Annotated in this window: 22 protein-coding genes and 2 pseudogenes; 15 read left to right on the plus strand and 9 right to left on the minus strand. The window is 58.6% G+C overall.

Annotated elements, in window-relative coordinates:
* The first annotated feature begins 392 nt into the window (after positions 1 to 392).
* Complete coding sequence (cax, locus tag XI06_RS18205; RefSeq protein WP_271606043.1) at positions 393 to 1,460, plus strand: calcium/proton exchanger; 1,068 nt, start codon at positions 393 to 395, stop codon at positions 1,458 to 1,460.
* Positions 1,461 to 1,464: 4 nt separating this feature from the next.
* Here the strand turns inward: cax and XI06_RS18210 are convergent, their stop codons facing one another.
* From XI06_RS18210 to XI06_RS18220, 4 genes and pseudogenes are all read right to left on the minus strand, one after another.
* Positions 1,465 to 1,965, minus strand: coding sequence for a hypothetical protein (locus XI06_RS18210; RefSeq protein ID WP_271606044.1), 501 nt, complete (start codon positions 1,963 to 1,965; stop codon positions 1,465 to 1,467).
* Positions 1,917 to 2,552, minus strand: a complete 636-nt coding sequence (locus tag XI06_RS18215; RefSeq protein ID WP_271606045.1) for a DUF2254 family protein — start codon at positions 2,550 to 2,552, stop codon at positions 1,917 to 1,919. Before XI06_RS18215 ends, XI06_RS18210 begins: the two co-directional genes overlap by 49 nt.
* Positions 2,553 to 2,568: 16 nt before the next feature.
* Positions 2,569 to 2,832: pseudogene (locus tag XI06_RS43890) on the minus strand (DUF2254 family protein); the annotation flags it as partial.
* Positions 2,833 to 3,110: 278 nt separating this feature from the next.
* A complete protein-coding gene (locus tag XI06_RS18220) occupies positions 3,111 to 3,353 on the minus strand; it encodes a hypothetical protein (protein ID WP_271606046.1) in 243 nt (80 codons plus the stop codon).
* A 737-nt stretch (positions 3,354 to 4,090) separates the two neighbouring features.
* On the opposite strand from XI06_RS18220, the gene XI06_RS18225 reads away from it, so the two are divergent.
* From XI06_RS18225 to XI06_RS18265, 9 genes are all read left to right on the plus strand, one after another.
* On the plus strand, positions 4,091 to 5,926 hold the full coding sequence (locus XI06_RS18225; RefSeq protein ID WP_271606047.1) for a PQQ-dependent dehydrogenase, methanol/ethanol family: 1,836 nt from the start codon (positions 4,091 to 4,093) through the stop codon (positions 5,924 to 5,926).
* Between the two features lie 15 nt (positions 5,927 to 5,941).
* Positions 5,942 to 6,493: a c-type cytochrome gene (locus tag XI06_RS18230; RefSeq protein ID WP_271606048.1), complete on the plus strand. Its 552-nt coding sequence runs from the start codon at positions 5,942 to 5,944 to the stop codon at positions 6,491 to 6,493.
* Positions 6,490 to 7,476 (plus strand): cytochrome c oxidase subunit II, encoded by a 987-nt coding sequence (coxB, locus tag XI06_RS18235; RefSeq protein WP_271606049.1) that lies wholly within the window; start codon positions 6,490 to 6,492, stop codon positions 7,474 to 7,476. Before XI06_RS18230 ends, coxB begins: the two co-directional genes overlap by 4 nt.
* Positions 7,476 to 9,404 (plus strand): cytochrome c oxidase subunit I, encoded by a 1,929-nt coding sequence (ctaD, locus tag XI06_RS18240; protein WP_271606050.1) that lies wholly within the window; start codon positions 7,476 to 7,478, stop codon positions 9,402 to 9,404. Before coxB ends, ctaD begins: the two co-directional genes overlap by 1 nt.
* Positions 9,397 to 9,987 (plus strand): cytochrome c oxidase subunit 3, encoded by a 591-nt coding sequence (locus tag XI06_RS18245; protein WP_271606051.1) that lies wholly within the window; start codon positions 9,397 to 9,399, stop codon positions 9,985 to 9,987. Before ctaD ends, XI06_RS18245 begins: the two co-directional genes overlap by 8 nt.
* A gap of 179 nt (positions 9,988 to 10,166) precedes the next feature.
* Complete coding sequence (locus tag XI06_RS18250; RefSeq protein ID WP_271606052.1) at positions 10,167 to 10,418, plus strand: hypothetical protein; 252 nt, start codon at positions 10,167 to 10,169, stop codon at positions 10,416 to 10,418.
* Complete coding sequence (locus tag XI06_RS18255) at positions 10,406 to 11,284, plus strand: cytochrome c oxidase assembly protein (RefSeq protein WP_271606053.1); 879 nt, start codon at positions 10,406 to 10,408, stop codon at positions 11,282 to 11,284. The genes XI06_RS18250 and XI06_RS18255 overlap by 13 nt, the downstream gene beginning before the upstream one ends.
* Before the next feature lie 56 nt (positions 11,285 to 11,340).
* Positions 11,341 to 11,574, plus strand: coding sequence for a hypothetical protein (locus XI06_RS18260; protein ID WP_271606054.1), 234 nt, complete (start codon positions 11,341 to 11,343; stop codon positions 11,572 to 11,574).
* A gap of 344 nt (positions 11,575 to 11,918) precedes the next feature.
* A complete protein-coding gene (locus tag XI06_RS18265) occupies positions 11,919 to 12,551 on the plus strand; it encodes a PRC-barrel domain-containing protein (RefSeq protein ID WP_271606055.1) in 633 nt (210 codons plus the stop codon).
* Positions 12,552 to 13,260: 709 nt separating this feature from the next.
* On the opposite strand, the gene XI06_RS18270 is transcribed toward XI06_RS18265, so the two are convergent.
* Together XI06_RS18270 and XI06_RS18275 are read right to left on the minus strand one after the other, a co-directional pair.
* A complete protein-coding gene (locus XI06_RS18270; protein ID WP_271606071.1) occupies positions 13,261 to 14,034 on the minus strand; it encodes a Crp/Fnr family transcriptional regulator in 774 nt (257 codons plus the stop codon).
* A gap of 153 nt (positions 14,035 to 14,187) precedes the next feature.
* On the minus strand, positions 14,188 to 14,574 hold the full coding sequence (locus XI06_RS18275) for a response regulator (protein WP_271606072.1): 387 nt from the start codon (positions 14,572 to 14,574) through the stop codon (positions 14,188 to 14,190).
* Between the two features lie 543 nt (positions 14,575 to 15,117).
* On the opposite strand from XI06_RS18275, the pseudogene XI06_RS43895 reads away from it, so the two are divergent.
* Positions 15,118 to 16,214, plus strand: a pseudogene (locus XI06_RS43895) (sensor histidine kinase).
* An 83-nt stretch (positions 16,215 to 16,297) separates the two neighbouring features.
* On the opposite strand, the gene XI06_RS18285 reads toward XI06_RS43895, so the two are convergent.
* Together XI06_RS18285 and XI06_RS43530 are read right to left on the minus strand one after the other, a co-directional pair.
* The gene (locus tag XI06_RS18285) at positions 16,298 to 16,975 is read right to left on the minus strand and encodes a Crp/Fnr family transcriptional regulator (RefSeq protein ID WP_271606056.1); all 678 of its coding nucleotides are present in this window, start codon (positions 16,973 to 16,975) and stop codon (positions 16,298 to 16,300) included.
* Between the two features lie 1,006 nt (positions 16,976 to 17,981).
* Entirely contained in the window at positions 17,982 to 18,167 is a 186-nt protein-coding gene (locus tag XI06_RS43530; protein WP_333909344.1) for a hypothetical protein, read from the minus strand.
* 517 nt (positions 18,168 to 18,684) lie between these two features.
* Here XI06_RS43530 and XI06_RS18295 point away from each other — a divergent pair.
* Positions 18,685 to 18,903, plus strand: coding sequence for a hypothetical protein (locus XI06_RS18295; protein ID WP_271606057.1), 219 nt, complete (start codon positions 18,685 to 18,687; stop codon positions 18,901 to 18,903).
* Between the two features lie 225 nt (positions 18,904 to 19,128).
* Here the strand turns inward: XI06_RS18295 and XI06_RS18300 are convergent, their stop codons facing one another.
* On the minus strand, positions 19,129 to 20,286 hold the full coding sequence (locus XI06_RS18300; protein ID WP_271606073.1) for an AI-2E family transporter: 1,158 nt from the start codon (positions 20,284 to 20,286) through the stop codon (positions 19,129 to 19,131).
* Between the two features lie 1,087 nt (positions 20,287 to 21,373).
* Between XI06_RS18300 and XI06_RS18305 the strand changes: the two genes are divergently transcribed.
* The 3 genes from XI06_RS18305 to XI06_RS18315 all read left to right on the plus strand — a co-directional run bounded on the left by XI06_RS18305 (position 21,374) and on the right by XI06_RS18315 (position 23,726).
* Positions 21,374 to 21,784 carry a hypothetical protein gene (locus XI06_RS18305; RefSeq protein ID WP_271606058.1) on the plus strand — a complete coding sequence of 137 codons (411 nt, stop codon included), beginning with the start codon at positions 21,374 to 21,376 and terminating at the stop codon, positions 21,782 to 21,784.
* Positions 21,785 to 22,163: 379 nt separating this feature from the next.
* Positions 22,164 to 22,562, plus strand: a complete 399-nt coding sequence (locus XI06_RS18310) for a response regulator transcription factor (protein ID WP_271606059.1) — start codon at positions 22,164 to 22,166, stop codon at positions 22,560 to 22,562.
* 744 nt (positions 22,563 to 23,306) lie between these two features.
* Positions 23,307 to 23,726 carry a CopG family transcriptional regulator gene (locus XI06_RS18315; protein ID WP_271606060.1) on the plus strand — a complete coding sequence of 140 codons (420 nt, stop codon included), beginning with the start codon at positions 23,307 to 23,309 and terminating at the stop codon, positions 23,724 to 23,726.
* Position 23,727: the final 1 nt, after the last annotated feature.

A 23,727-nucleotide genomic window follows, 5' to 3' on the forward strand; every position in this document is an offset into this window, starting at 1 on the left:
TTCCCAAATTGCTGGACTCACGACTGATCTCGCGCAGCAGTCATCGCGATGAGGTCGAAACGGCGCCCCACAGGGCGCGTTCCAGTGCCGGCCGGGTCCATTAGTCGCGGGGGACGCATCACCCAAACGGTCTGCGAGCGGACCACCGCAGTTTGCTGCGACCTCCGCCCGAGGGTGGAAAACCGCTGACGTGGAGACCTTAGACATTGCCGAAGTGAAAGAGCGCCCCGGCATTGAACCCTATTGATGACCACTGGTTATCCGGCAAGGCGGGTAGCAGGGCCAGGGATCGGTGGCGTGCTTTCAATTGCCTTTGAGATAAGTATGGGTTGCTCGGTGCGCGGACGACAATCAAAATTTCATAAGCTGATTGTAGGTGCGATGTGACGACGATGGTTCTGTCCCTCTTGCTTGTGTTTGTCCCGTTATCCCTCGGACTGAAGTATCTTTTAGGCGCGCCTTCGGTCTGGATCTTCATTGCGGCTGTTGTTGCGGTCGCGGTCCTCGCCGAATGGATCCGTCGCGCCACGGAACAGCTCGCAGAGCGCGTCGGACCGGCGGTAGGCGGTTTGTTGACCGTGAGCTTCGGCAGCATCGCAGAGCTCGTGTTGGCGCTTTTCGTGCTTGCCAGTGGTGAGACGGCGGTGGTTCAGGCGCAGATCACCGGATCCATCATCGGCACGAGCCTTTTCGGTCTGGGACTGGCTATCGTGATCGGGGGCTCGACGCGAGAACGGCAGAGTTTCAATCCCAGGAGGGCAGGGTTGCTCTCCACGTTGCTTGTGGTCGTCGTCATAGCGATGTTGCTTCCCGCCGTCTTCAATTATACGGGCCGGGTCGCCGGTCACGCGCGTGCGCTACGCGTCACCGACGAGGAATTGAGCCTCAGCGTCTCGGCCGTTCTACTCTTGCTGTACGTGGCGAACTTGATTTACACGTTGATCACGCATCGGGACGTTTTCGCAGCGGAAGAGTCCCTCGGCAAGGCGAACTGGAGCTTGAAGAGCTCGCTCGCGGTTATTATTGCCGCGACGGTCGCAATTGCGCTCGAAGCTGAACTGGTCTCGGGCGCGCTCGCCGAGACCGCCAGCGCGCTACGACTCTCGCCGCTCTTTCTGGGCGTTATTGTGCTGGGACTGGTTGGAACCATCGCTGATCTGTTCGCCGCGGCCTGGTTTGCGCATAAGAATAAAATGGGCCTCGTGCTTAACATCTGCGTGGGCTCGGCGATTCAGGTAGCGTTAGTCGTCGCGCCTTTGCTGGTGATGATTTCTTGGTTCATGGGTCGTCCGATGAACCTTGTGTTTTCCAACCCACTGCATCTCTTCGCCATCGCGGGCACCGCTCTGATCGTTAATGCGGTCGCCCGTGATGGTGAAACGACGTGGTTTGAAGGCCTGCTACTTCTCGGAGTCTATGTGCTGTTCGGGCTATCCTTCTTCTTCACGGGGTCCGCTTAGCAGGTCACGGCGTTCGGCTCGACCGCGAATTTAGCTGGCTGATGCTCCCCGCGAGCTTGTCCCGTGCGAGTGCGATCGCCCCGGCGCATTCAGGTCGGCCAGATAATCTCAGGGCGTCGACGAGGATCGACAGCGATGCTGCGAGCTCATGCGTTAGGATATGATCGCCGAGTCCGGACAGCGAGCGCATGAGGCAATCCTCCGACCGCCGTTGCAGGTCGGGGGGCAGGCGCGGATACAGCCTGGCAAAGGTTCGATAGATCTCCGCGGCGCTTTGATGCTGCATCGACTCTGATGCCACGACAATTAGCGATTCCAACGCCTCCATGAGCCGCGCCGGGAGGTTGTCCACATACACCACACTGCCAACCGGATCGGGATCGATCTGGATCGTTGCGCCGAAGGCCGCGTCCGTTGCGAGCCATCGCGCCAGCAAATCACGGAGATTCCAGATGGTCAGCAGTCCTGGGTCGGGATTGACTTCGCCGTCGAGATCGAGGTCCATCCGATCGTCACGAGTTGCTCGATGCCGAACGCGGGATCGTTGTCGAGATCGCGCTGCTCTTCAAGGGTCACGGCTTTCTCGATGTTCGCCTTCAATTTCGGAGAGATGATCGCCCGCGCGGCTCTGATCTCCGCTATGGGGTCGCCGAATGTCACGTATTCGCCAATCGAAGCCAGAATGACGACTTCCATATCCTTTTTCAGGGCCTTGTCGATTGCGGTGACGTCAATTCGCGTCATAAACCCGCTGCGTCGGGCATTTAGGCGTTCGCCTGCGACCCGGGGAAGTTGCGAGGCGCGCCTGGTGCTGCGTAGCAGATCGAGCTGGCGGTCGCGCGCGAGGAGTGTGTGATCGTGGATTGACTTGATAATGACGACCGGACGCATCTGATTTATGGTCGTGTAGGTCAGAAGGATCAGCATGTAGAGGGCTACGACCGTCAGCAGGCCCGCTAAGGCTACCCCATAAATTGGCTGATGAGTCGGGTCGATGCTGGCCAGCACGATCAGTGCGTAAAGCGCTAAGCCGATGAAGAAGCCGAAGTAGAGCTGATTGGGTCCGTCGGCGCAGAAATTGGTCGAAGACAAGGCTGGTCAGAGAAGCCGCGCCCTGCTGCACGGCGATCAGCAACAACGACAGCGTGATCGATGTTACCGTAATGATACTCGATGCGATGACCCCGAGAAAATTGCGGGCGCCCTGCGCATCGCTGAACAGTCCGCCCCACATCGGTTGCGCATCTTTGCTACCTGCTGATATGCGGCTCCGATCAAGGACGAATGTAAGCAGCGAGAGTAGCAGGAAGCCGGTAATGACCAGTGTCGGTATTGTCAGAAATTCGACAAACGCTCGGCGGGGGGTTCGAATGCCAGGCGCAGCGAATCGACAACCTGGACCAGCGTGCCGGTGCGGGGCGACCTATCCTCGTCCTGATCTGCCATCATGCGTACATCCCGAAACGAAGCATCGCCGGCCACCTCCACCAAAGTAGCGCTGGCTTGAGAAGTTCCCGACCGCGACGATATCGTGGGTGTTCGGATCCAATAGCGGCGGCTATTCCGGAACCGATAGCAGTCGGGCTATCCACGTGGTGCTTCGGCAGTGCTCGCAAACGATGACAAGTGCTGCGGTAAGGGGAACGGCAATCAGGGCCCCGGGGATACCCATACCCAGCTCCAGAACGCAAGTGCTACGTAATCGCGCAAGGAGAGAGCGAAAGGCTGCGGTCTGAGCAACGTCGGGTAAATGAAGGTGCTGATGACGATCTGCAGCGCGGCGAAGCCTGCCAATACGATCAGCGACATGCCCACGCTCTGAAACTGAACCAGCGCATAGAGGCTGGCGGGAACGATGCCGATGAAGTTTCCGATGAGAGGAGCGAAGTTCAACAGAAAGTTCAGGACTCCCGAGACCAGTGCAAGCTCGAGGCCGACGGCAAAAGGCCCACAACGCAGAAGCGACTCCGGTGATGAGGCTGGTCAGTGCCGTGACCCCAAGGTACTGACGAATCTTTTTGGCGATCTGATCGGCAGTCTCGATTAATTCCTGCTGGTCGCCGGCGGTCAACGCGCGACGAAGTTTTGTGCGGAGCGCGGGCACTTCGGGCAGTACAAAAATGACCAGTATGGCGACAAAGCCGAGATAGATAAAACCGTGTACGTATTGGCGAGCAGAGTCTGCCCGAGGTCGATCAGGCAGGCATAACCCTCCTGGCCGCCGAATTCCGGGATGCCCCATTGCGCCGCCCATTCGGTGACTATTCATAGACCCGGTTGAATTGCTGTTGATTCTGGGCAAAGGCGCGCTCGATCTGCGCGACTGAGAAATGTGCCGCTCCCATGAACCAGCCAAGATCAGTAACAGAAATAAGATGGTACCGAGATAACTGAGCTCCAATCGACACGCCAGTCGCCGCCCGGACTGCATCAAAAGTGATACAGAGCCTCAGTCCAACATCACGACTGCCGCGTAAATCCCTCAATCGTGAGAAGCCGTCGAAGAGTTAGTCAAGCTATCAATAGCACAAAAATATCGTATTACGATATATTTAGAGATGCCAGGAACCATCGACTTTAGACCGGCGTTCCGTTTGATCAGATAAGAATAATAAAAGGGTAGGTTGCCCATGCGAGCGTTGCCCGGGGTGGTTGGAATAGCCTTGGCCTGTACAGCTTCAGCGATTGCCCAAGCCCAGCCCCCTGGGCCTGCGGCTCGCCAGAGCTTCACGGGGGCGACTGCCAGTTTCGACGGCGCGGGAAAGCCCGGCGAGTGGACAAGCCAGGCACGCGATTACGCCAACACGCGGTTTAGCCCTCTCAATCAGATCAATGCCGGTAACGTCGCGAGCCTGAAGATCGCATGGACCTTTGCCGATGGCTCGCAATACGGCCATGAAGGCGCGCCGCTGGTCGTTGGCGACACCATGTATCTTGTTACGCCATATCCCAACATCGCCTACGCTCTCGATCTCACCAAACCCAGTCCTTCGATCAAATGGTCGTTCCAGCCAAACCCGTCTCCGACCGCAATCGGCAAGGCCTGCTGCGACGCCGTGCTGCGGGGCTGGGCCTATGCTGACGGCAAGCTGATCTACAATCTTCTGGATGCGCACACGGTTGCCGTCGACGCGCAGACCGGGAAGGAAGTCTGGCGCACCAAGATGGATGACGTCGACCGCGGCGTCACGATGACGATGTCGGCATTTACGGCCGATGGTAAAGTTTTCGTCGGCAATTCCGGCGGCGAGATGGGAGTGAACGGCTGGCTTGCGGCGCTTGAGATTGGGACCGGCAAGGAATTGTGGCGAGCCCACGCCGTGGGGCCCGACAAGGACATCCTTATCGGAGAGAACTTCAAACCGTTTTATCCATGGATGAAAGGCAAGGATCTGGGCGTCACGACCTGGCCGGCGGACATGTGGCACACCGGCGCCGGCTCCTCTTGGGGGTTTATCTCCTATGATCCGGAACAGAAATTGGTGTTCTACGGAACCTCCAATCCCGGACCCCGCGTGCCCGCGCAGCGGCCGGGCGACAATCTCTGGACCAGCGCAATGTTCGCCCGGGACCCTGCGACCGGACAGGCGAAATGGGCTTATCAGTTCACGCCGCATGATCAATGGGACTATGACGGCGTCAACGAAGCAGTGCTGCTCGATATGCAGATCGACGGCAAAATGCGCAAAACGCTGGTTCACTTCGACCGTAATACCTATGCCTACACGATAGACCGCACCAACGGAGAAGTGTTGGTCGCCAAGAACTTTGCCTATCAGAACTGGTCGACCGGATTTGACATGAAGACGGGTCGGCCGATCGTCAACCCGGCGATGGCGCCGAAGCCCGGCGTCAAGCTCGAACGGGTTTGCCCACCCGATCTCGGTCAGAAGGACTGGGAACCGCCGGCTTTCAGCCCCAACACCGGTTTGCTCTATGTCGGCGTGTTCAACATTTGCATGGACCTCACCGATCACGAGGTCTCCTATATCCCGGGCACGCCCTACGACGGCATGGAGATGAAGCGCTTCTCGGTGGATGGCAAGGACGGCAACTGGGGCGGCTTCATCGCATGGGATCCGGTCCACGGCAAAAAGATCTGGGAGATCCCCGAGAAATTCATGGTTATGAGTGGCGCGATAGCCACGGCCGGCGACCTAGTCTTTTACGGCACGACGGATGGCTGGTTTCGCGCGGTGGACGCCTGGACCGGAAAAGTACTGTGGTCGCAGAAACTCGGATCGGGAATCATCGGCCAGCCGATCACTTACACCGGACCCGACGGGCGGCAGTATGTAGCGGTCGCCGCCGGTGTGGGTGGGGCGGCGATGGTTCAGAAATCGCGCGCCGGTTTTCCGCCGAGGGGCAACACCGTTTACGTCTTTTCCCTGAACGGCGACACCATTCAGGCCACAGAAAACCCGCCTGACCGAGCGACCGCTCCCGCTGCTTCAACGCCGCAATGAAATTAGGAGGCCAGTATGAAGTTGGCCAGACTTATTCTCGGCGGCGTCCTTGTGGCAGCGATCGCCGCCGGCGTTATGGGCTGGATTCTTGCTTCCCATAACGCGTACTCGCGTCTGTCGGGCGGCGGAGCCGGATACAATGCGGCGAACACTTCGCTGCCGTTGGGAGACGTCGCGGGGGTCGCCGCTGCAACAATATCCGCTGACGCCCCGGCGAATCCGGAATCTTCGGACCCCAATGCTGTGGCCGAGGGCCACAAGCTCTTCATTTCCATGAACTGCGCAGGCTGCCATGGCTATGACGCCAAGGGAGGGATGGGGCCGAACTTGACGGACACCTATTGGCGCTATGGCGGCACACCGGCCCAGATCTACCAGTCGATTTCCTCCGGTCGCCCGCAGGGCATGCCCTCATGGGGTAAGAAGCTGCCGGCACGCAGCATCTGGCAACTGACTGCCTACCTTCAATCCCTTGGGGGCTCCTTTCCGGCAAACTCTTACGAGGCCGCAACGCAAGGCGATCTCGCCGACAAGGGGCAAAACAAGGGGGCTTCAGATCAACAATGAAGCGCCCGGTCGCCGCCCTGTTCTCGCTGCTCGCTCTATCCGCCTGCGCGCGAGCGCCGTTGGGCTATCTCGAGGGCGCAGGCCCCGCGGCGCGATCGATCGCGTCACTCGGCTGGGGTCTGCTCGGAATTTCGATCGCGGTCTGCCTCATCACGGGCGTGCTGCTCGCCTATTCGATCTTTCGACGACGGATGCCGGCGGACGGTTTGGGCGGGGGCGACGACCGGTCCTCGCTGCGCTGGATCGGCGTCGGACTATCGATCACGACGGTGTTGCTGCTGGCGTCGGCGGTCTGGACCCTCTTGACGGTGCGCGGCCTTTCAGACACCTCGCGCGCCGCAGCGGTGACGATCGACGTCACCGGGCAGCAATGGTGGTGGGAGGTGCGCTATCGTTCCAGCACGCCTTCGCGCGAATTCTCGACTGCGAACGATCTGGTGATTCCTGTCGGCGTCCCCATTCAACTAAATCTCAGATCGCGCGATGTGGTTCATTCCTTCTGGGTCCCGAAACTCGCCGGCAAGATGGATATGATCCCGGGCCAGACCAATACGATCCGGATCGAGGCCGACCAGCCCGGAATCTACCACGGACAGTGTTCGGAATTTTGCGGCGTACAGCACGCGCAAATGGCGTTCTCTGTCGTTGCGCTTTCGCCCGTCGATTTCGAGGCTTGGTGGAATCATCAACTTGAGCCAGCCGGCAACAATGCCGATCCGTCGCCGCAGCGGACGTTCATCGAGCGTTGCGGCAGCTGCCACACTATACGCGGCTTGCCGGCCGGCGGGATATTGGGGCCGGACCTCAGTCATTTCGGGTCGCGCCGTACGATCGCAGCCGGCGTCCTGCCAAACAGTTCAACGGATCTCGCGCGCTGGCTGAACGACTCGCAAGCGGTGAAGCCAGGATCGAAAATGCCGACGCTTTGGCTGACGACCAATGAAGTCGATACATTGACCAGCTTTCTGGAAGGTCTGAAATAATGGCGATCGATCTGGCTCAGAGCGTGCCCGAGAACGAGCGTCGGAAGCTGCTCAATATTTGGGAGACCGCGCCCGGCCTCTACGGGTGGCTCGCGACTGTCGACCACAAGCAGATCGGGGTCCGCTATCTTTGCACCGCCTTCTTCTTCCTTATCGTCGGCGGCGTCGAGGCGCTCACGATGCGAATTCAACTGGCGCAACCGGGGCTGAAAGTGCTGTCGCCCGAGGCTTATAACCAGCTCTTCTCGATGCACGGCGTCACAATGATCTTTCTTTACGCGCTGCCGATGCTGTCGGGATTCTCGAATTATCTCTGGCCCCTATTGCTCGGCTCGCGCGACATGGCGTTTCCGCGCCTCAACGCCCTCAGCTACTGGGTCTATCTTTTTGCGGGCATCTTTCTTTACATCAGTTTTCCGCTGGGACAGGCTCCAAACGGAGGTTGGTTCAACTACGTTCCGAACACCGCGCTGAAGTACGATCCCGGCATCAACATCGACATCTATTCGCTTGGCCTGATCTTCCTGGGCATATCCACCGTGGTCGGGTCGGCGAATTTTGTCGTCACCCTGCTGCGGTGCCGCGCACCGGGGATGTCGGTGAACCGGCTTCCCATCCTGGTGTGGGGAACGCTGACCGCGTCGGTCGCCAATCTGCTCGCGGTGCCGGCGGTCAGTCTCGCGTGTTTTCTGCTTTGGATGGACCGGCGATACGGCACCCATTTCTACGAGATCTCCGGCGGCGGACAGCCGCTGTTGTGGCAGCATTTGTTCTGGGTATTCGGTCATCCCTGGGTGTATGCGCTGGTGCTGCCGGGCATGGGAATCGTTTCCGACGCATTGCCGGTGTTTTGCCGTCGTCCGCTCGTCGGCTACACGCTCGTGGCCATCGCAACGGTGTCGACGATGATCCTCGGTTTCGGCGTCTGGGTGCATCACATGTTCGCAACGGGCCTGCCCGTCGTCGCGCTTTCATTTTTCAGCGCGGCCAGCTTCGTTATCGCGCTGCCGAGCGCGATCGCGGTCTTTGCTTGGATCGCAACGATTTGGACCGGAAGACCGCAGTTCACCACGCCGTTCCTCTTCTTCGCCGCCTTCGTATTGTTGTTCGTGATCGGAGGCGTATCCGGCTTCATGACCGCCTCGGTGGCGCTCGATTGGCAATTGACCGATACCTATTTCATCGTCGCGCATCTGCATTACGTGTTGCTCGGCATCAATGTTTTCCCCGTGGTCGGAGGAATTCATTACTGGTTCCCCAAGATCACCGGCCGGATGATGGACGAAAGATTGGGTAAGTGGACGTTCTGGACCATGTTCGTCGGCTTCAATCTGGCGTTCTTCCCCATGCACCTGATCGGACTCATGGGTATGCCTCGCCGGGTCTACACTTACTCCGATGACCTTGGTGTCGGCGGCTACAATCTCGTTATTTCGTTAGGCGCCTTTATCTTTGCGGCCGGGATGTTGCTGCTGCTGATCAACATTGTCCGCAGCCGAACCCAAGGCGCGATCGCGGGCGCCAATCCGTGGGACGCGTCGACCCTCGAGTGGTCCGTTTCGTCGCCACCGCCGCCCTACAATTTTGCGGTGATCCCCGTGATTGCCAGCCGCCATCCGCTTTGGGAAGATCGGCTGGACGAGACGGCCGAGCGTTCCACCATTCATGGCGGTCTGGTGCTGGACCAGGGCAAGGAAACAGTCGGAATCACGGTGCTGGACGCCGAACCGGACGTCATCCTGAAAATGCCCGGCGACAGCCTGCTACCACTGCAAGCGGCACTCGGCATGACCGCGACTTTCTGCGGGATGCTGTTGATCAATTACTGGGTGATTGGGGCAGGGGCCGTGTGGACCGCGCTGGTGCTGCTGTTTTGGCTCGCGCCACGCGATCACGCCGACACCGAGAGGGCTGCGGTCTATGGCTGACATTCACCTTTCGCAGCTCGCATTGCCGGTTGGCGGTCAGGAGATGATATCGACCCGTTGGTGGGGCATGATGTGTCTGATCGCGACAGAGGGCATTCTTTTCGTCTATCTGCTGTTCGCCTACGCCTATCTCGGGTCGCAGTCGCCTGGCGCGTGGCCTCCGGCGGGGCCGCCGGAGCTGCGTCTTTCGCTCCCGGATACTCTGTTCCTGCTGTCGAGCAGCTTTCTGCTTGGCTGGGGCGTCCGCAAGGGCGTCAATAAGGAGCGCCTGCAACTGGCGCTCGTCGGCACTTTCATCCTCGGAACGATCTTTTTGGCGGTGCAGGGTTTCGAGTGGGCGGCAAAGCCGTTCACGCTCACGACCAACGCCTATAGCGCGATCTATTTTACTGTGACCGGATTCCACATGATCCATGTCGTCGTCGGTCTTCTAATACTTCTTGTCTTGCTGGCCTGGTCGGTCACCGGCCGTCTCGATCGTCATCCCGAGAGCGCGGCTCTGGGTGCTATTTATTGGCACTTTGTGGACGTGGTCTGGATCGTGGTGTTCACCGCTCTCTATCTGGTTCCGAGGGTATCATGAGTTCACTGCACCCGCTAACCTCGGTTCCCCATCCATCGCCGCTTCGCGGAACGGTTTCCCCCTGGCTGCTGTGTGTTGCACTTCTCGCAGCGCCGGCCGCGTGGTTCGTTCAGCTCAATATCTCTGTCTGGCTGGGAATGAACAGGTGTGCAGGGCTTCGCGAGGATGCGGCATCGCCGGTGATGGTAGGCAGTCTGCTGGCCATTGGTCTCGCAGCGCTGGCAATCGTGCTGGTGGCTTTGTGGGCGGCGGCGCGGACCTGGAAACTTTCGCGATCGGAAGCCGGCGGTGGTCGCCATCACGCGCTGACCATGGGTGACGGCCGGACGCGGTTCCTGGCGCTGGCGGCCCTCATTGCGAATTCCACGTTCCTGATCGCGGTAGGCTTTTCGCTGATCATTCCGTTGTTGGTCGAGACATGTCCATCTTGATCTGCCTGGCCGCGCTGGCGGCGATGCTAATATCTTCATCTGCGTTCGCGCACGGCGGGGCGCACGGGGAGGCGGTCAGCTGGGATTCCTGGTTCGCCGACCCCGCAGTCGCCATCGCCCTCGGCCTCATGGCGGCGCTCTATCTCGGGGGATTGATAAGGATGCTGTCGCGGCCTGCCGAGCGATGGCCCGTCTCCAAACGTCGGGTCGCAGCCTTTGCATGCGCGCTGGGGGTCATCGGATGCGCGTTATTGTCTCCGATCGACGCCATTGCCGAGAAACTGTTCTCCGTCCACATGGCGCAGCATCTGATGCTTGTGTTAGTCGCGGCTCCGATGATTGCTGTTTCGAATGCGCACCTGGTTTATCTTCGGCTGTTTCCGTTGGGTGGGCGTCGCTGGATCGGGCGGTCCGTCGCTAGACTACCCGGCATCAAAGCCGCAGGTTCTCGGACCGGCGCTTGGGTTGCGTGCGCAGCTTTCGTAGCCTCGCTCTGGTTCTGGCACGCGCCGGCGACATACGATTGGGCGATTGCCAACGAATGGGCGCATGCCAGTGAGCACTTCGTGCTGCTTGCGACCGGTACTGCGTTCTGGCGCGTCGTCGTGACCAGTGCCGAGCGAAGACTCAGTCCGGGAATGATGATCCTGATGGTCTCACTAGTCGGTATCCAGGGAAGCTTTCTTGCGGCGCTGATCACGTTTGCGCCGAGACAGCTCTATGCTGCCTACGCCGCCAACTCAATCGACGATCAGGCGCTGGGGGGTGTGCTAATGTGTATCCCGGCCTCGTTTCTCTATCTTGGGAGCACTATCTGGGCGCTCTCGAGAATGCTAACCGGCGACAAACTGCCCGTCGCCCGATAGGCGTCGTGTGCCGCCGGCATTTGATCAGGGACGACGATTTTGAAACGGAGGGCCTCTTGCGCGCCACTGCTGGCTTTCTTCTGGCTTTGTCAGTCCTGTTCGGTTTGCTGACCGCGACCGGCTGGCTGGAGACGGCAGGTCTCGCGGCCTCAGGAAAACCCGTCGTCTTTGACGACTATCTTGCGTTAGCTTTCGGCGTTCTCTCAGCCCTACTAGTCGGCACCGGACTGATTACCCTGGCGTTCTACAGCAGCGGTGCTGGATATGACGAGCCGCCTCGTTTTCGCTAGAATTGTTAGGCGACAGCACAATTTCGAGCTCGCCGCGCTCTTGCTCGATGCTTGGATGCATAGATCGGCGCAACACCATATCTAACAACCGCCGAGTCTCACTGGCGCATGCGTCGCGGTTCCGAACATTGACCCCTTTCGGCAAATGTTGGCTCCAATTGGAGGTCAAAAGCCAAGCCGATCCACACGACGCCGCGATAATGAGCATCAGTCGTTCTCAAAAGTTAGGGGCGAGGCATACTAGCGTGACTAGAGATTAGCAACCTGATCAAACTTTCATGCAACGGCGGTCTGTGCAAACGGTTGTTCTTAGAAGGCAGGAATATTGAAATAGGAGACAAAATATGCGTGCAATCTTGCTCGCGACAACGGCAGCCATAGCGCTCAGCTCGGCTGCGTGGGCCGCCGATAACAGTGCGAACACCACCAAGCAAAATGCCAACGTTCGGAATGAACTGACCCAGATGCTGCAGAAGTCTGGGTACACGGATATCCGCGTCGCACCAACCTCGTTCATGGTGCGGGCGAAGGACCATGATGGAAACTCGGTGGTGATGTCCATCAGTCCTGATGAGTTCACTGAAATGACGGCCTTGAATGACGCAACGAAGAACGGCTACGACCAAAAGTCGAATACCGTCGGATCAAATACCAGCTCGGAGACTTACGTAAACGTGCCATCAACCGACAATCTTAGCTCAAAGCTGATCGGCTTGGACATTTACAACAAGGACAACAAGGACATCGGCCAAATCAAGGATATTGCGCTGACCTCGAATGGCGGTCCGGCGGCATATATCGTATCGGTTGGTGGCTTTCTCGGGATGGGAGAACACTACGTCGCGGTAAATCCTGCTGTGCTGAATGTCACTTACAAGGACAACAAGTGGCATGCTGATATGAATGCTACCGCGGACCAGCTGAAATCGGCGCCGGAGTTCAAATACACGGGCCGCTGGTCATCCAGCAAAACCTGAGACCAAAAACTTGACCCGGGAAGGCCTCCGCTCGACCGGGGTCACCGTCCCGATTTAAAAGAGATAGCGACAACGCAGCGAAACCGCCGGCGGCGCTCCAGAGGGGGCTTGTAGGAGGGCCCCGGCGACGCGCAAGCTGGACAAGGCGGAGGAGGAGCACGCGAAATGCGCCCGCGCTGCGTTCCAAAATCGAGGTAATCGACACAAAACTGAAGGTCGAAGATGCCGGCTGGGGTGAGGAAGCGGTCAAGATATTCAGGCGGCGCGGTCACGACTGGACGCGCCGCTTTAAGATGCCGATGGATGACCTGACTAGCATCGGCTTCCATGCATCACGCGGACATAGCGCTGATATGGTCTAAGGCCCCTAATTAGTGACTCAACCGTCAAACACACCGAGGATTGAGTTTGGTGCGGCCCTTTCTGCTGTGCTTATGGCGTTATTCCGTTGGTCAAAGTCCAACGAGAAAAGAAAACGCCGGAGAAGGTTGATCCTGGCCACACCGCTTGACTTCCCGGCCACATCGGTGCCGCTCGGCGGAGTTACAGCGAAGAAGACAAAAATTGAAGAGCACATGAAGATCGTATGAGCTTGCGCAGCTGCTGAGACGGTGATCGATACGGCGGGAAACTAAGCCGAGCCCTATTTCGATGAAGCCATCTAGGCTGCCGCTGGCAAGAACGCGGCTCTTACGATTGCGGTAAACACTCAGTGCTTGTCGGACTGGTCGCTTCGGCTTTTGTTGTGGCCCGGGGCCGCGGTGGACGGCGGCGTGAGGAACGCGTCGAAACGCTCTTTCACGACCGCGTAGCATTCGCACGACGCCTTCTCCAGGCCGACACGATCCAGCACCTGAATCGCTCCCCGGCGGTAGCTGATTAGGCCGGCGTTCTGCATCGACCGCGCTGCCAGCGTCACGGATTTCCGGTTGGCGCCGAGGATTTGAGAGAGAAATTCATGGGTGTAGGGAAGCGCTTCGCCCTCAGCCCGGTCATGCATCATCAAGAGCCAGCGGCACATCCGCTCTTCCGTCGAATGCATCGCGTTGCATGCGACCGTCTGCTGGACCTGAGACAGAAGCGTTTCCGAGTAGCTCACGAAAAGGTCGCGCACGTGCTCGCTGTGCTTGAATTCATACTGCAATAGCTGGATGGGACAGCGGACCGTGTGTCCCTCGAGTTGAACGATGCACCGGTTGAAGGAGACGCGGCTATACATGGCGGCGAACAGGCCGAACGCGCCCTCGCGGCCGATGTTCGCGGTCTCGATCGCCGCGCCGTTTTCCAGTACGGTCAGCAGCGACAGCACCGAGCCCCGGGGAAAATAGGCGTGCTTGAGCAGGCCTCCCGCGTCGCAGACCATCTCGCCAAGCTTGAAATCGACGGGCTCCAGGTGGGGATCCAGCCGCCTGCGGCTATCTGGCTCCAACGCGCCGAGCAAACGATTACTCCGCAGATCACGGTCGGTCTGCACCTTCGCCATGATGGCATGTCGTTTCGGGTCCGCTTCCTGCGTAATCCGGACGACGGGCATGTCGTCGGGAGCGCGTGGGATCGGAACGTTCATTTTTGCACTCTCTCTGCGGGCGAGTCTGAGCAAAAGAGCTCATTCGCTGGCGTGGGTTGCCACGCTCGATTAAGTGGAGCCGACCATCGATCGAAGTTCCTCGACCAACGCCGACGCCTGATAGGGCTTTCCGACAAAGCAACTGTTGGATGGGAGATCGATGGATTGAAGTTGCTGTTGGCCGGACACGACCAAGATCTTGATCGGGGGCCAGCGGTTGCGCACGGCATGGGCCAGTTTCAGCCCATCCATGCCGCCGGGCATGTTGATGTCGGTGAACAGCAGACTGATATCCGTCCGCGATTCCAAGAGCATGACCGCTTCGTCCGCATCCCTAGCCTCGATCGCGATAAACCCCGCTTCCTCGACCACCTCGACGGCAAGCATTCGCAGAAGCGGCTCATCCTCCACGACAAGGACGACTGGCAGAGCTTTGCCGGCTGTTGCGCTCATCATCATCAACCCAAACCCTAATCGATCCCGGTATCATCCTCGGCCGGCCGGCTCATCCGGTTCATCTGACCAATGCTTCGCCATCCGGAGGCAATGCGCCCTCAAATCAGGGTCGAGTGTTTCCTTGGCGAGTTGCCTGAGATCCGCGGCCAGACGCAGGCACTCGAGCTCTCGCTTCGGATCGTCGCGTCGGTCGTTCGGGTCAGACATGGCGTGCGCTCCCAGGCCGGGGGTCGCTAGTCGCACACCGACGCTGCCACTGTCGGTGGTCCAGACCACAGAGCCGAGGTACAGGCGCCGGATCGATTGTGGAACTCGGCAAGTGAGGTGTTTTGCTCAGACTCTCCTCGGAATGCAGCCATACTTACACAAACCACATTTTGCCAGTTTCGGGATTGATCGCCGGCCCCATCCTGTGTGCGGAGAATTCGTCATGCATGAGGTCTTCCAAGCGAGTCCGGAACCGACGGCACTTCCTTTAGCCGTGACGAGCTTCGCTATGGGCTGCGGCAACAGTCGCTCCTTGGCGAGTTCGGCAGCATCGCCATGCAGACCCGCGACCTTCGGACGATTCCGCAGCGGGTCACTGAACTGTGCGCCATTGGATTGCGGGCTACGTTTGTCAAGGTTCTGGAATACGAACCGGACGAAAGCCGTCTGATGGTACGCGCGGGAGTCGGCTGGGCGCCGGGACCATCGATGCCGTCTCTCTTGCCGCCGACATCGGATCGCCGGCCGACTACGCCTATCAGACCGGAGAGTCCGTGATATCGAACTATCTAGGGGCGGATCCCCGCTTCCGCTTGCCCAAGCTATTGGCGGATTATGGCATCAGGCGCGCCATCAACGTGCTCATCGAGAAGGGGGAGAGGGCAAGGCTTTCTTCGGGGTGCTCGACGTCGACAGCGCCGATCCGGGCGAGTTCGATCAAGACGATGTCAACTTCCTTGCTGGCTTTGCCGGCCTGCTCGGTGTCGCGATCGAACGTCAACGTGCCGATGCCAGGTTCAAGAGGCACTCCGGCACCAGGCGTTGCTGACCCGGGAGATGAGCCACCGCGTCAAGAACAGCCTCGCCTCCATGGTGGGCCTGCTGCGCGTACAGGCCCGCAGCGCCAAGTCCCAGGACGTCAAGCATGCACTGTAGGACGCGAGCCTGCGCGTGTCCACCATAGCCGAGGTGCACGACCACCTCTGGCGCAGTTCGCACGTCGGCTATGTCGAACTCGCGGATTTCATGACCGAGCTCTGCAAGAAGCTACGCGGCAGCACCGGTGGGCACACTTTGCACTGCCACGCCGACCCGATGCTGCTCGCAGCTGACCACGCCATTCCCCTTGGCCTTCTGATCAACGAACTGGTCACCAACGCCGTCAAATACGCCTATCCGGAAGGCGGCGGCGAGATCGAGGTCTCGGCCCGGGGAGTCGATGGCCACCTTCACGTCGAAGTCTCCGACCAGAGCGCAGGTCTTCCGGAAGGGTTCGACATCGATCAGCCGCGCGCCAGTCTGGGCTTCAAGGTGGTCACGGGCATGGTGAGGCAGCTTCAAGGCCGTCTCACGCTGGCAACGGATCGAAAGGGACCCGCTTCCTGCTCAACCTGCCGATCCTGTCTCACCCCGATGCACCCCGTGCAACTTGACCGGCGCGTGATGAATTTTCGTCGCTTGAGACCAATAGGGCCGGAAAGGCATCACCGCGCAATCTGGTGACCAAGTCTGCTCGCTAATCGCGTTCCAAAGTTGGCTTTTCATAGAGAACCGCATTCAGCAGCGAACGGTGGACTTCGATTTTTCCGTTATAGGTGATGAACCCGAGTCTGCGGAACTTGTTCATGAAAAAGCTCACGCGCGAGCGGGTCGTGCCGATCATTTCGGCCAACGTCTCCTGACTAATTTGCGGCTTGATCGGCGTCGGATTGCCTTCCTTGCCGAAATTCGCCAACAACAGAAGAAGCCGGGCGAGACGCTTTTCGCTCGAATTGAACAATTGGTCGATCAGGTCTTCCTCGATCCGGCTGTTCCGCTTCAGCAAGTAGGCGACGAACAACTCCGAAAACTTCGGCTCATCGTGCAACGCCGCAATCATCGTGGACTTTCGAATTGCAGTGAGCAGGCATTCCTCCAGGGCTGTTGTTGTTGCAATCCGCAATTCATGACCGCTCAGACATCCCTCGCCGAAGAACTGGCCGGCCTCCAGAATCCCGACGACCGCCTCTTTGCCCTGATCCGACAGGACGACGACTTTGACGCGGCCTTTTTGAACGTAAAATACCGTATCCGCCACCTCCCCTTGGGAGAAGATGGTCTGGTCCTTTTGATACTTGGATATCGTTTTGCCGGCCCCTACTTTGGCGAGAAAGTCCTTCGGGTCGAACGGTTTGCTACCCGACTTACCTGCCATGCCGTACCCCTTCATTTGATGCGAACAGTCTACCCCACCAATAGGCTTCATCCCATGGCTACGTAAAGGTCAGGCGAGCGAAGCCGTGCGCGGAGGAGCCATTCTGCCCGGTCACGGCAGTTTGCAGGCCTGCTCTTCCGCGGCGAGGCCTAGGCCGCGGGCGTACCCCTATTAAGCTAATTTGAGATCGCAGTGACCAGTTGGGCTGGCGCGAACGGCTTCGACAACATGATGCTGTTCGGAACGCCTTTGGACGGCCAATCCTCCACGTTGTCGCCGCTCATGTAGACCACGGGAAACGCAGGATCGATTTCTCTCGCGTGGCGGGCGATGGTCGCGGTGCCGACTTTCCCGCCGCAGAGCATTCCAGGGTGGGTCGCCGATCGCGACGGCGTCGCGGCGCCGCGGGTCAGAGCTCGAAGGCGGCGATAACCTGCGCCGCCGGTTGGGTGCGCGGCTCCAAGTGCAACAGATCGCGGGCGATAGGATCGTTTTGGGTCCGGCTTATTCGGTGCCTCTCTCACCGATCGCCGACAGCGCGAGTAGCGCCCTCGGCAAAATGCTCTCCCTCCCGTCGCAGCGCGATCAGCCACAGAATCGTGGCAAGCGAGCCTTTGTCACCGAAAGATTTAGTCCGAGACCCGATCGCTTGGGTGCAGCGGGCCGCCAATGCAGGGTCCAGCCCGATCTCCGAGTCCGTTTCGATTCGGTCATCAAGGCAGCCGATTTGTTCACCGTGCTCCTAGAGGGCCGGTAAGGCCCGAACCGAAAATGACGATCGGCGAGGACAACCCCGAGCCGCTGACCGGCGTATCGGTACGACCGCGGCCCCTGCTTTAACGACTTGAGGACGGGAGCCACGCATTTGCGCGCGGCCCAATTGAGCAACGCTGACGGGTGAAAGCCGTTACTGCCGGCCAGAGCGAGCCTTCGCGGATCTGGTATTCATGCTTTTTTGTCAGGCCGTGTTTCCGACTCCGTAGTCGTCTTCGGCAGTATCGATATCCTACGGGCCGCAGTTTTCGCGTCTGCTTGGGCGGACCTCACGCGCAGAGTCCCGCGCGAGATCAGCCTCTAGCTCTTCGACAATGCCGTGAAGCAAACACGCGGCAAGAGGATCAGTAACTTCCCGTTCCAATTTACGGTATCTTGCGATCTGGACTTCTTGCTCTACGAGCTGACACTCGATCATGAGTTCGGCCCTCCGACGAACCTACACGTAGGCGAGTTGTTTCGCTAAATTTTTCGGATTATTTTATGTGGTTTTTAATCGGTAAAAAGGTCCAAATCTTGTTCAGGCATTGGCTCGCAGCATTCTATGAGAGTCTGGGGTGCCCCCGTCCGACTTTCTCGTTGGACGGGTCACCGGTCCCTGCAGGTCCATTCGTAGTAAGTGTTGCTGCTGAGCCCACTAAGCGGTGGAACGACTAAAGGAACGAGCCGTTGAAGGCCCGAGATCGCTCGGGGATGAAGATGAAAACATCAACGTCCGTTATGGTCATCTTGCTTCTCTCAGCAGTGTGCATTCGATGCTTGACGCCCGCGGCTGCAACAGAACAGATTGCACCCCCGTCCGAGTGTAATGACAGCACTTAATTGTTCAGAGGAAATTTGGCCAAACTTTTCTCCGTCGTGCTTCCGCGACGCTCAAACTACCGAAGTGCGCAGAGTTACCGCCGATCGTACCTAATGAGCCAAAGGGGCAGATCGTGAAAGACTTCGCCAACGCATCCTTTTCACCGGACACAATTGAAGTCTTGACAGCTGCAATGAATGCGGCAGTTGCGACACTTCCTGAACCGGTGAGCTTGTCCAGCGTCCAGTTGATCGCTGAATCGGTTCTCCGGAGTGCCAAGAGTGGCGAGAGAGATCCGATAGCATTGCAGCGAATGGCACTGATTGAGCTGCAAATAACACTCTACGCGTAGCCGCAAGCGGCGACGTGGTAGACTAACCCTCTCGCATGTAGATCGGCAACACGTACTCTTGGTCACGACTAGCTACAGCGCGATCCTGAAACGCTTTCAGCGCCTCACCAGGTGGGAGAAGTCCTACAATGTAGCAGAGATGGTCGGTCACCTTGCATGGCATTGTCGCAGGTTTCTAAAACCGAGTTAGAAAACCAAATAATCGCGCAGCGTTGGGCTCCGCGGCTAGTCGCCTTCGAGGAAGTGCCCCAAAGCTTTCAGCGAGCGTATCCGATCGGAGATAATCTTCAAAATAGCAAGCATCGGCACCGCCAATACCGCCCCAGGAACGCCCCACATCCAGAACCAGAACAAGAGCGACAAGATAACGAGCACGGGATTCAGCGTGAACCGCCGCGCGAGCAGCATGGGCGTCAACGTTTCGCCCTCGACGAGGTGAATGCCGAAATAGAGAACCGCCGGCAGCAAGGCGAACCATAAGCTGTCGAAGCTGAGCATTCCGGCGAGCAAAAAAATGAACGTTCCAAAAAGCGGCCCCAAAATTGGAATATAGTTTAGCAGAAAAGCTGTAGCGCCCCACAATAAGGGGTCACCAAGCCCACATAAATACATCGCCGCCGCGGTCGCGATTCCCACCGCGGCGTTCATCGCGGTGATTGTCACAAGATAGGCGGAGACGTCCTGCTGGATTTGTTGAGAGATGTCTACAGCCTGCCGCTTGTCGCTGAACTTCGGGAGGATTTCGACGATGCGCCGAAGAAACGTGTCGCCTGATACCAGTAGGAAGTAGAGTACCAAGACGGTCGTGAACAGACCATCGAGGATGGCCCGCGTGCCCGCGAACAACGCGCCGGTTAGACCGAGATCGCGATGAACCGAAATACTGGAGCCTTTCTGTACAGGGTCGTCCGCGGCCTGCTCCGCCTGTTGGATGACGCCTTGCAACGCCTGGATAGGCCCTTTTAAAACTACAAGGTGAGCTTCGAGCCGGGGGATCCCCTCCGGCAGTCTCTTCGCCCAAGTCGCTGCGGGCCCGGATAACGCAACGACGAGACCTACAAGCGCTCCAATTATCAGAAGAATGGCAACGAGCGCTCCGACGGCGCGGGGTAAGCGCAAGCCCTCCAGGAGACGAACGGCAGGTTGCATAAGAAGATTGAATACAAAGGCGAGCACAACGGGCAGGATGATCGTGCTTGCTACATAAATCGCCGCCAAGCCGCTCAGCACGAAAAGACCGCCTAGAAAAAACGTCTGCGGATCAGAGGGTAGCGGCATCTCCGCCTCGACGGCAGAGTCCGTCACCGCAGCGTTTGGCTCCGGCGGATCGTCCGGGCCGGGGGATGGAGAGGAGCGCTTTGGCAGCGGTGGAACGGCAACCATGGCATTTCCCTGAGGCCAATAAGTAACCATATCACATCTGACGAAGAAGCGCTGGTCCAAACGCGGGCTCAGGAAAAAACGGCCCTTCACTTGCCCCCTGCTTGCACTAATCCCTAGCAAGACAGCGCATTGATTTCTTTCTTGCCGATCTGCCGACAAAGGGCGAGGAGCCGCTATATGCTCAGACCTTTCGCCGACGAAAGCGAGGAGCGGGTGACGACCTGAAGGTGCCAAGGAGACCGTTCTGCCTTCCCGTACCGATAGTGGATTTTCGAAAAGGAAAGTTAAGTTTAGGCGGTCTCCTCACTACGTTTTAGTTTTTGACAAGACAGTCTCGATTCACTTTTGCCGCTACTCTGGTGTCAGCTCAGTCGACATTTTTCACATGGCCAGATCGAAGCGCGGAGGTTTCGCCGCTCGACGAACAGTTTCGCCCGGTCCAGCCGAGCCGGCAGAAGCGAGATCGATTCAACAATTTGCGGCGATCAGATCGCAAGAGGCCCTGCTGCCGCGGACAACTTGGCGTGCAGAAACCCCGATTCGCCATAACCGATATCCGGTTGAATTTGCTTCAGCGCATTTCGTCCCCAAAATCGTACGGCATGCGAGTGCGGTCATATGACCGGCTTCTGTTTAGAAACTCGATCATTTGATCGGGGCCGATTAGTTGTCGCTGCACGAGGCCTCCGTACCGGCTGCGCACGATTTACGTCGCGCAACGATGGCGATCGCCGATCCTGTCTCCGACGCACCCGCGTACAGTATGTTGACAGATGTGCGGTAGCCAAAGCGTGACGCGAAAGAGGTACGTTGGAGCGAACCAGTTCCGCCAACCTCTAACTGAGTACCGGAAGCGGACTACAATCCCGCTCGATCCTCATCACGGCAGATAGCCGCGCAAGGCCTCGTTTTTCAGCGGATAGACACTATTCTATATCCTGGAGACCACCGGGCATCCTCGGCTGTTTTTTGGTGAGACCATTGCGATTGCGCCGCGAATGGCCGAATACCATAAGGGGGCGCCGAGCAACTGCGTTAGTTCATGAACCTAATGATGGTCCGTGCCTTGGTTCGCTGGAGGACCCGCTTGGGCCACATATTCAAACCCTTTGTATTTCTGATCGCCGCCGTCTATTTCCTGGTAGACGCGGTCTTTTTCACCCTCTTCAAACCCATCTTTGGTCGGCTGGCGGACTGCTGGTCTTCGAAAGCTTGCGAGTGTGGATCGTGTCGCTTCTATCCTGCTCTGGCACTGTTCATCGTGCCGGTCATCTTGCTTGAACCTGTCAAGCCTGTTGCGGCTTACCTGACGGCGACAGGCCACATCGGTCGCGGTTTTGCGGTCCTGATCGTCGGCGAGCTTCTCAAACTCTTGCTCATCGAGCGGCTGTTCAGCGCCAGCCGCGACAAGCTGATGTCAATTCCTGCTTTCGCCTGGTGCTACGACAGGTTTTGTCAAGGTACGACTGGGGCGCGTCCCTGCCAGCATGGCAACTAGTGCGTCGTTGGAGCTTCGATGCCAGGCACGCCCTTCGACAAAATTTCCTCGAATTCACGGCAGCGCAGAAGCGCAAGAGGCTTTCCTCGCGCTCGCGCTGAGCCGTCCGAGGATCGAACCGATGCATCGCAATGGCTTTCGGATACTTGATCGTCTCGTGCCTTGAAAGTGACAGTCCAGCGGGTGCAGAAAGGCAAGGATTTGCGTCGACTTGGCGATCAAATGCCTGATGTTTCCCGGCCGAATATTTGTGAAGCCCATAATCAACCCGAGCAGAAAGCCACCTAGATTCGCGAAGAGGGGCAACACCTTTTCCGGAACGATGATCCCCTGACCGCGTGTACCCCCGCTGCTGTGGCGGCGCCCGTGGAGTCATCAAATGACAAACCAACTGCTTATCCTGGTCGTTGAAGACGATCCGGACATTCAAAACATTGTCCAGGAATGCTTAAGCGATGGGGGATTTGAAGCCGTCATAGCTTCGTCTGGCAAGCGTGCCGTCGAGCTGCTTGATGTCGCCGAAGGCAAATACCGGGCGCTTGTCACAGACATAAATCTGGGCGCCGGGCGGTTAGACGGGTGGCACATCGCACGACACGCCCGAGATATCGATCCGAACTTCCCCATCGTTTATATGAGCGGAAAGGACGCCGACGATTGGGCGTCACAGGGTGTCCCCAACAGTATAATGTTGGCGAAGCCGTTCGCGCCCGCGCAGCTCGTCACCGCCGTTTCTAACCTCTTGAACGCAGCTCCGCCGACCTCCCCAACGGAGTGAAGGCCTCCTCATTCGTAGATGTCAGCATGGCCCGAAGGCGAAGTAGTTCAGAAAGCTGCATAGTCCGCTGCAAGGGCGGAAATCGGCGGCGTAGCTCACCACTGAGCCGCAGAGGTGTCTGTGAACGAGGGCAATTGCGCTCCTTCAAATCTAGCCGCGGCCAATTCACTAACGACACGTTAATTTCCATAGGCATGTGAGCGATATTGACCAATGCCAACCTCGACCTGGTCCATAGTGGCTTCCATCACCGCCCACCACGGCGACCCACCGGTGGCTGAGAGTTCTGTAGCGCTCCCGCCTGATCCAAGGCGTGTGACATGTTCCGCCATCCCCGAACGCTTTGTTCAACGTGTCGAACTGAAGCGGTGCGGCTCGGATTACGCCCGGCCACTTTGGCTTCGATATCCGGTCGTTTGGGTGCCCCGCATGCAAGAACGTCCACCAGCTTGTGGCCGATCTGGTTGATCCGATGAAATCCCCGCGAACAACCGGCTGGCTCCAGGTCAACTGCAAGCGCCAACGTAATTGGGCCGGTTAACCTGCCATGCCGCTTGATGGCCCGAAGCGGGCTGCGAATGAGCGTCAGAACCATATCGGCGCTGCCCGGTTAGTTCAGGCGTCGACCTGCTCTGCTATTGCGAGTGCGCGAGCTGCTCATCCCGGGTCGTTGGATGGCTCCATCCCTTGAATGCCCGTGAGCATCCACAAACCATCCAAGAGGATGGCATTGGGATGTCGTCTATGGCCGATAATGTGCACGAACTGCGACCCAAGGCCCCCGACACCGAGAAAATCACGATCAATCTTGGTTATGTCGACCTCGGTCACGTCGATCTTATGGTGCAGGAAGGGTTCTATTCGAATCGGACCGATTTCATACGGACAGCAATCCGGAACCAGCTCGAGCGACACGTAGAGGTCGTCCGACAGTCCACGGCCCGAAAGAAACTGGACCTCGGGCTGCGCAACTACACTCGCGAGGATCTCGAAGCGGCGGGGCGCGCCGGCGAGATGCTGCAGATCAATGTTTTGGGCTTAGCCACGATCGCCCAGGACGTCACTCCCGAGCTGGCTCGCGCCACCATCGCGTCGGTCTCGGTATTGGGGGCCCTTCACGCCACTCCCGCGGTCAAGGCCGCTCTCGCCGACAGAACGAGGTGAA

This window comes from Bradyrhizobium sp. CCBAU 11434, assembly GCF_028128895.1.
In the GTDB taxonomy this organism is placed as follows: domain Bacteria; phylum Pseudomonadota; class Alphaproteobacteria; order Rhizobiales; family Xanthobacteraceae; genus Bradyrhizobium; species Bradyrhizobium zhengyangense.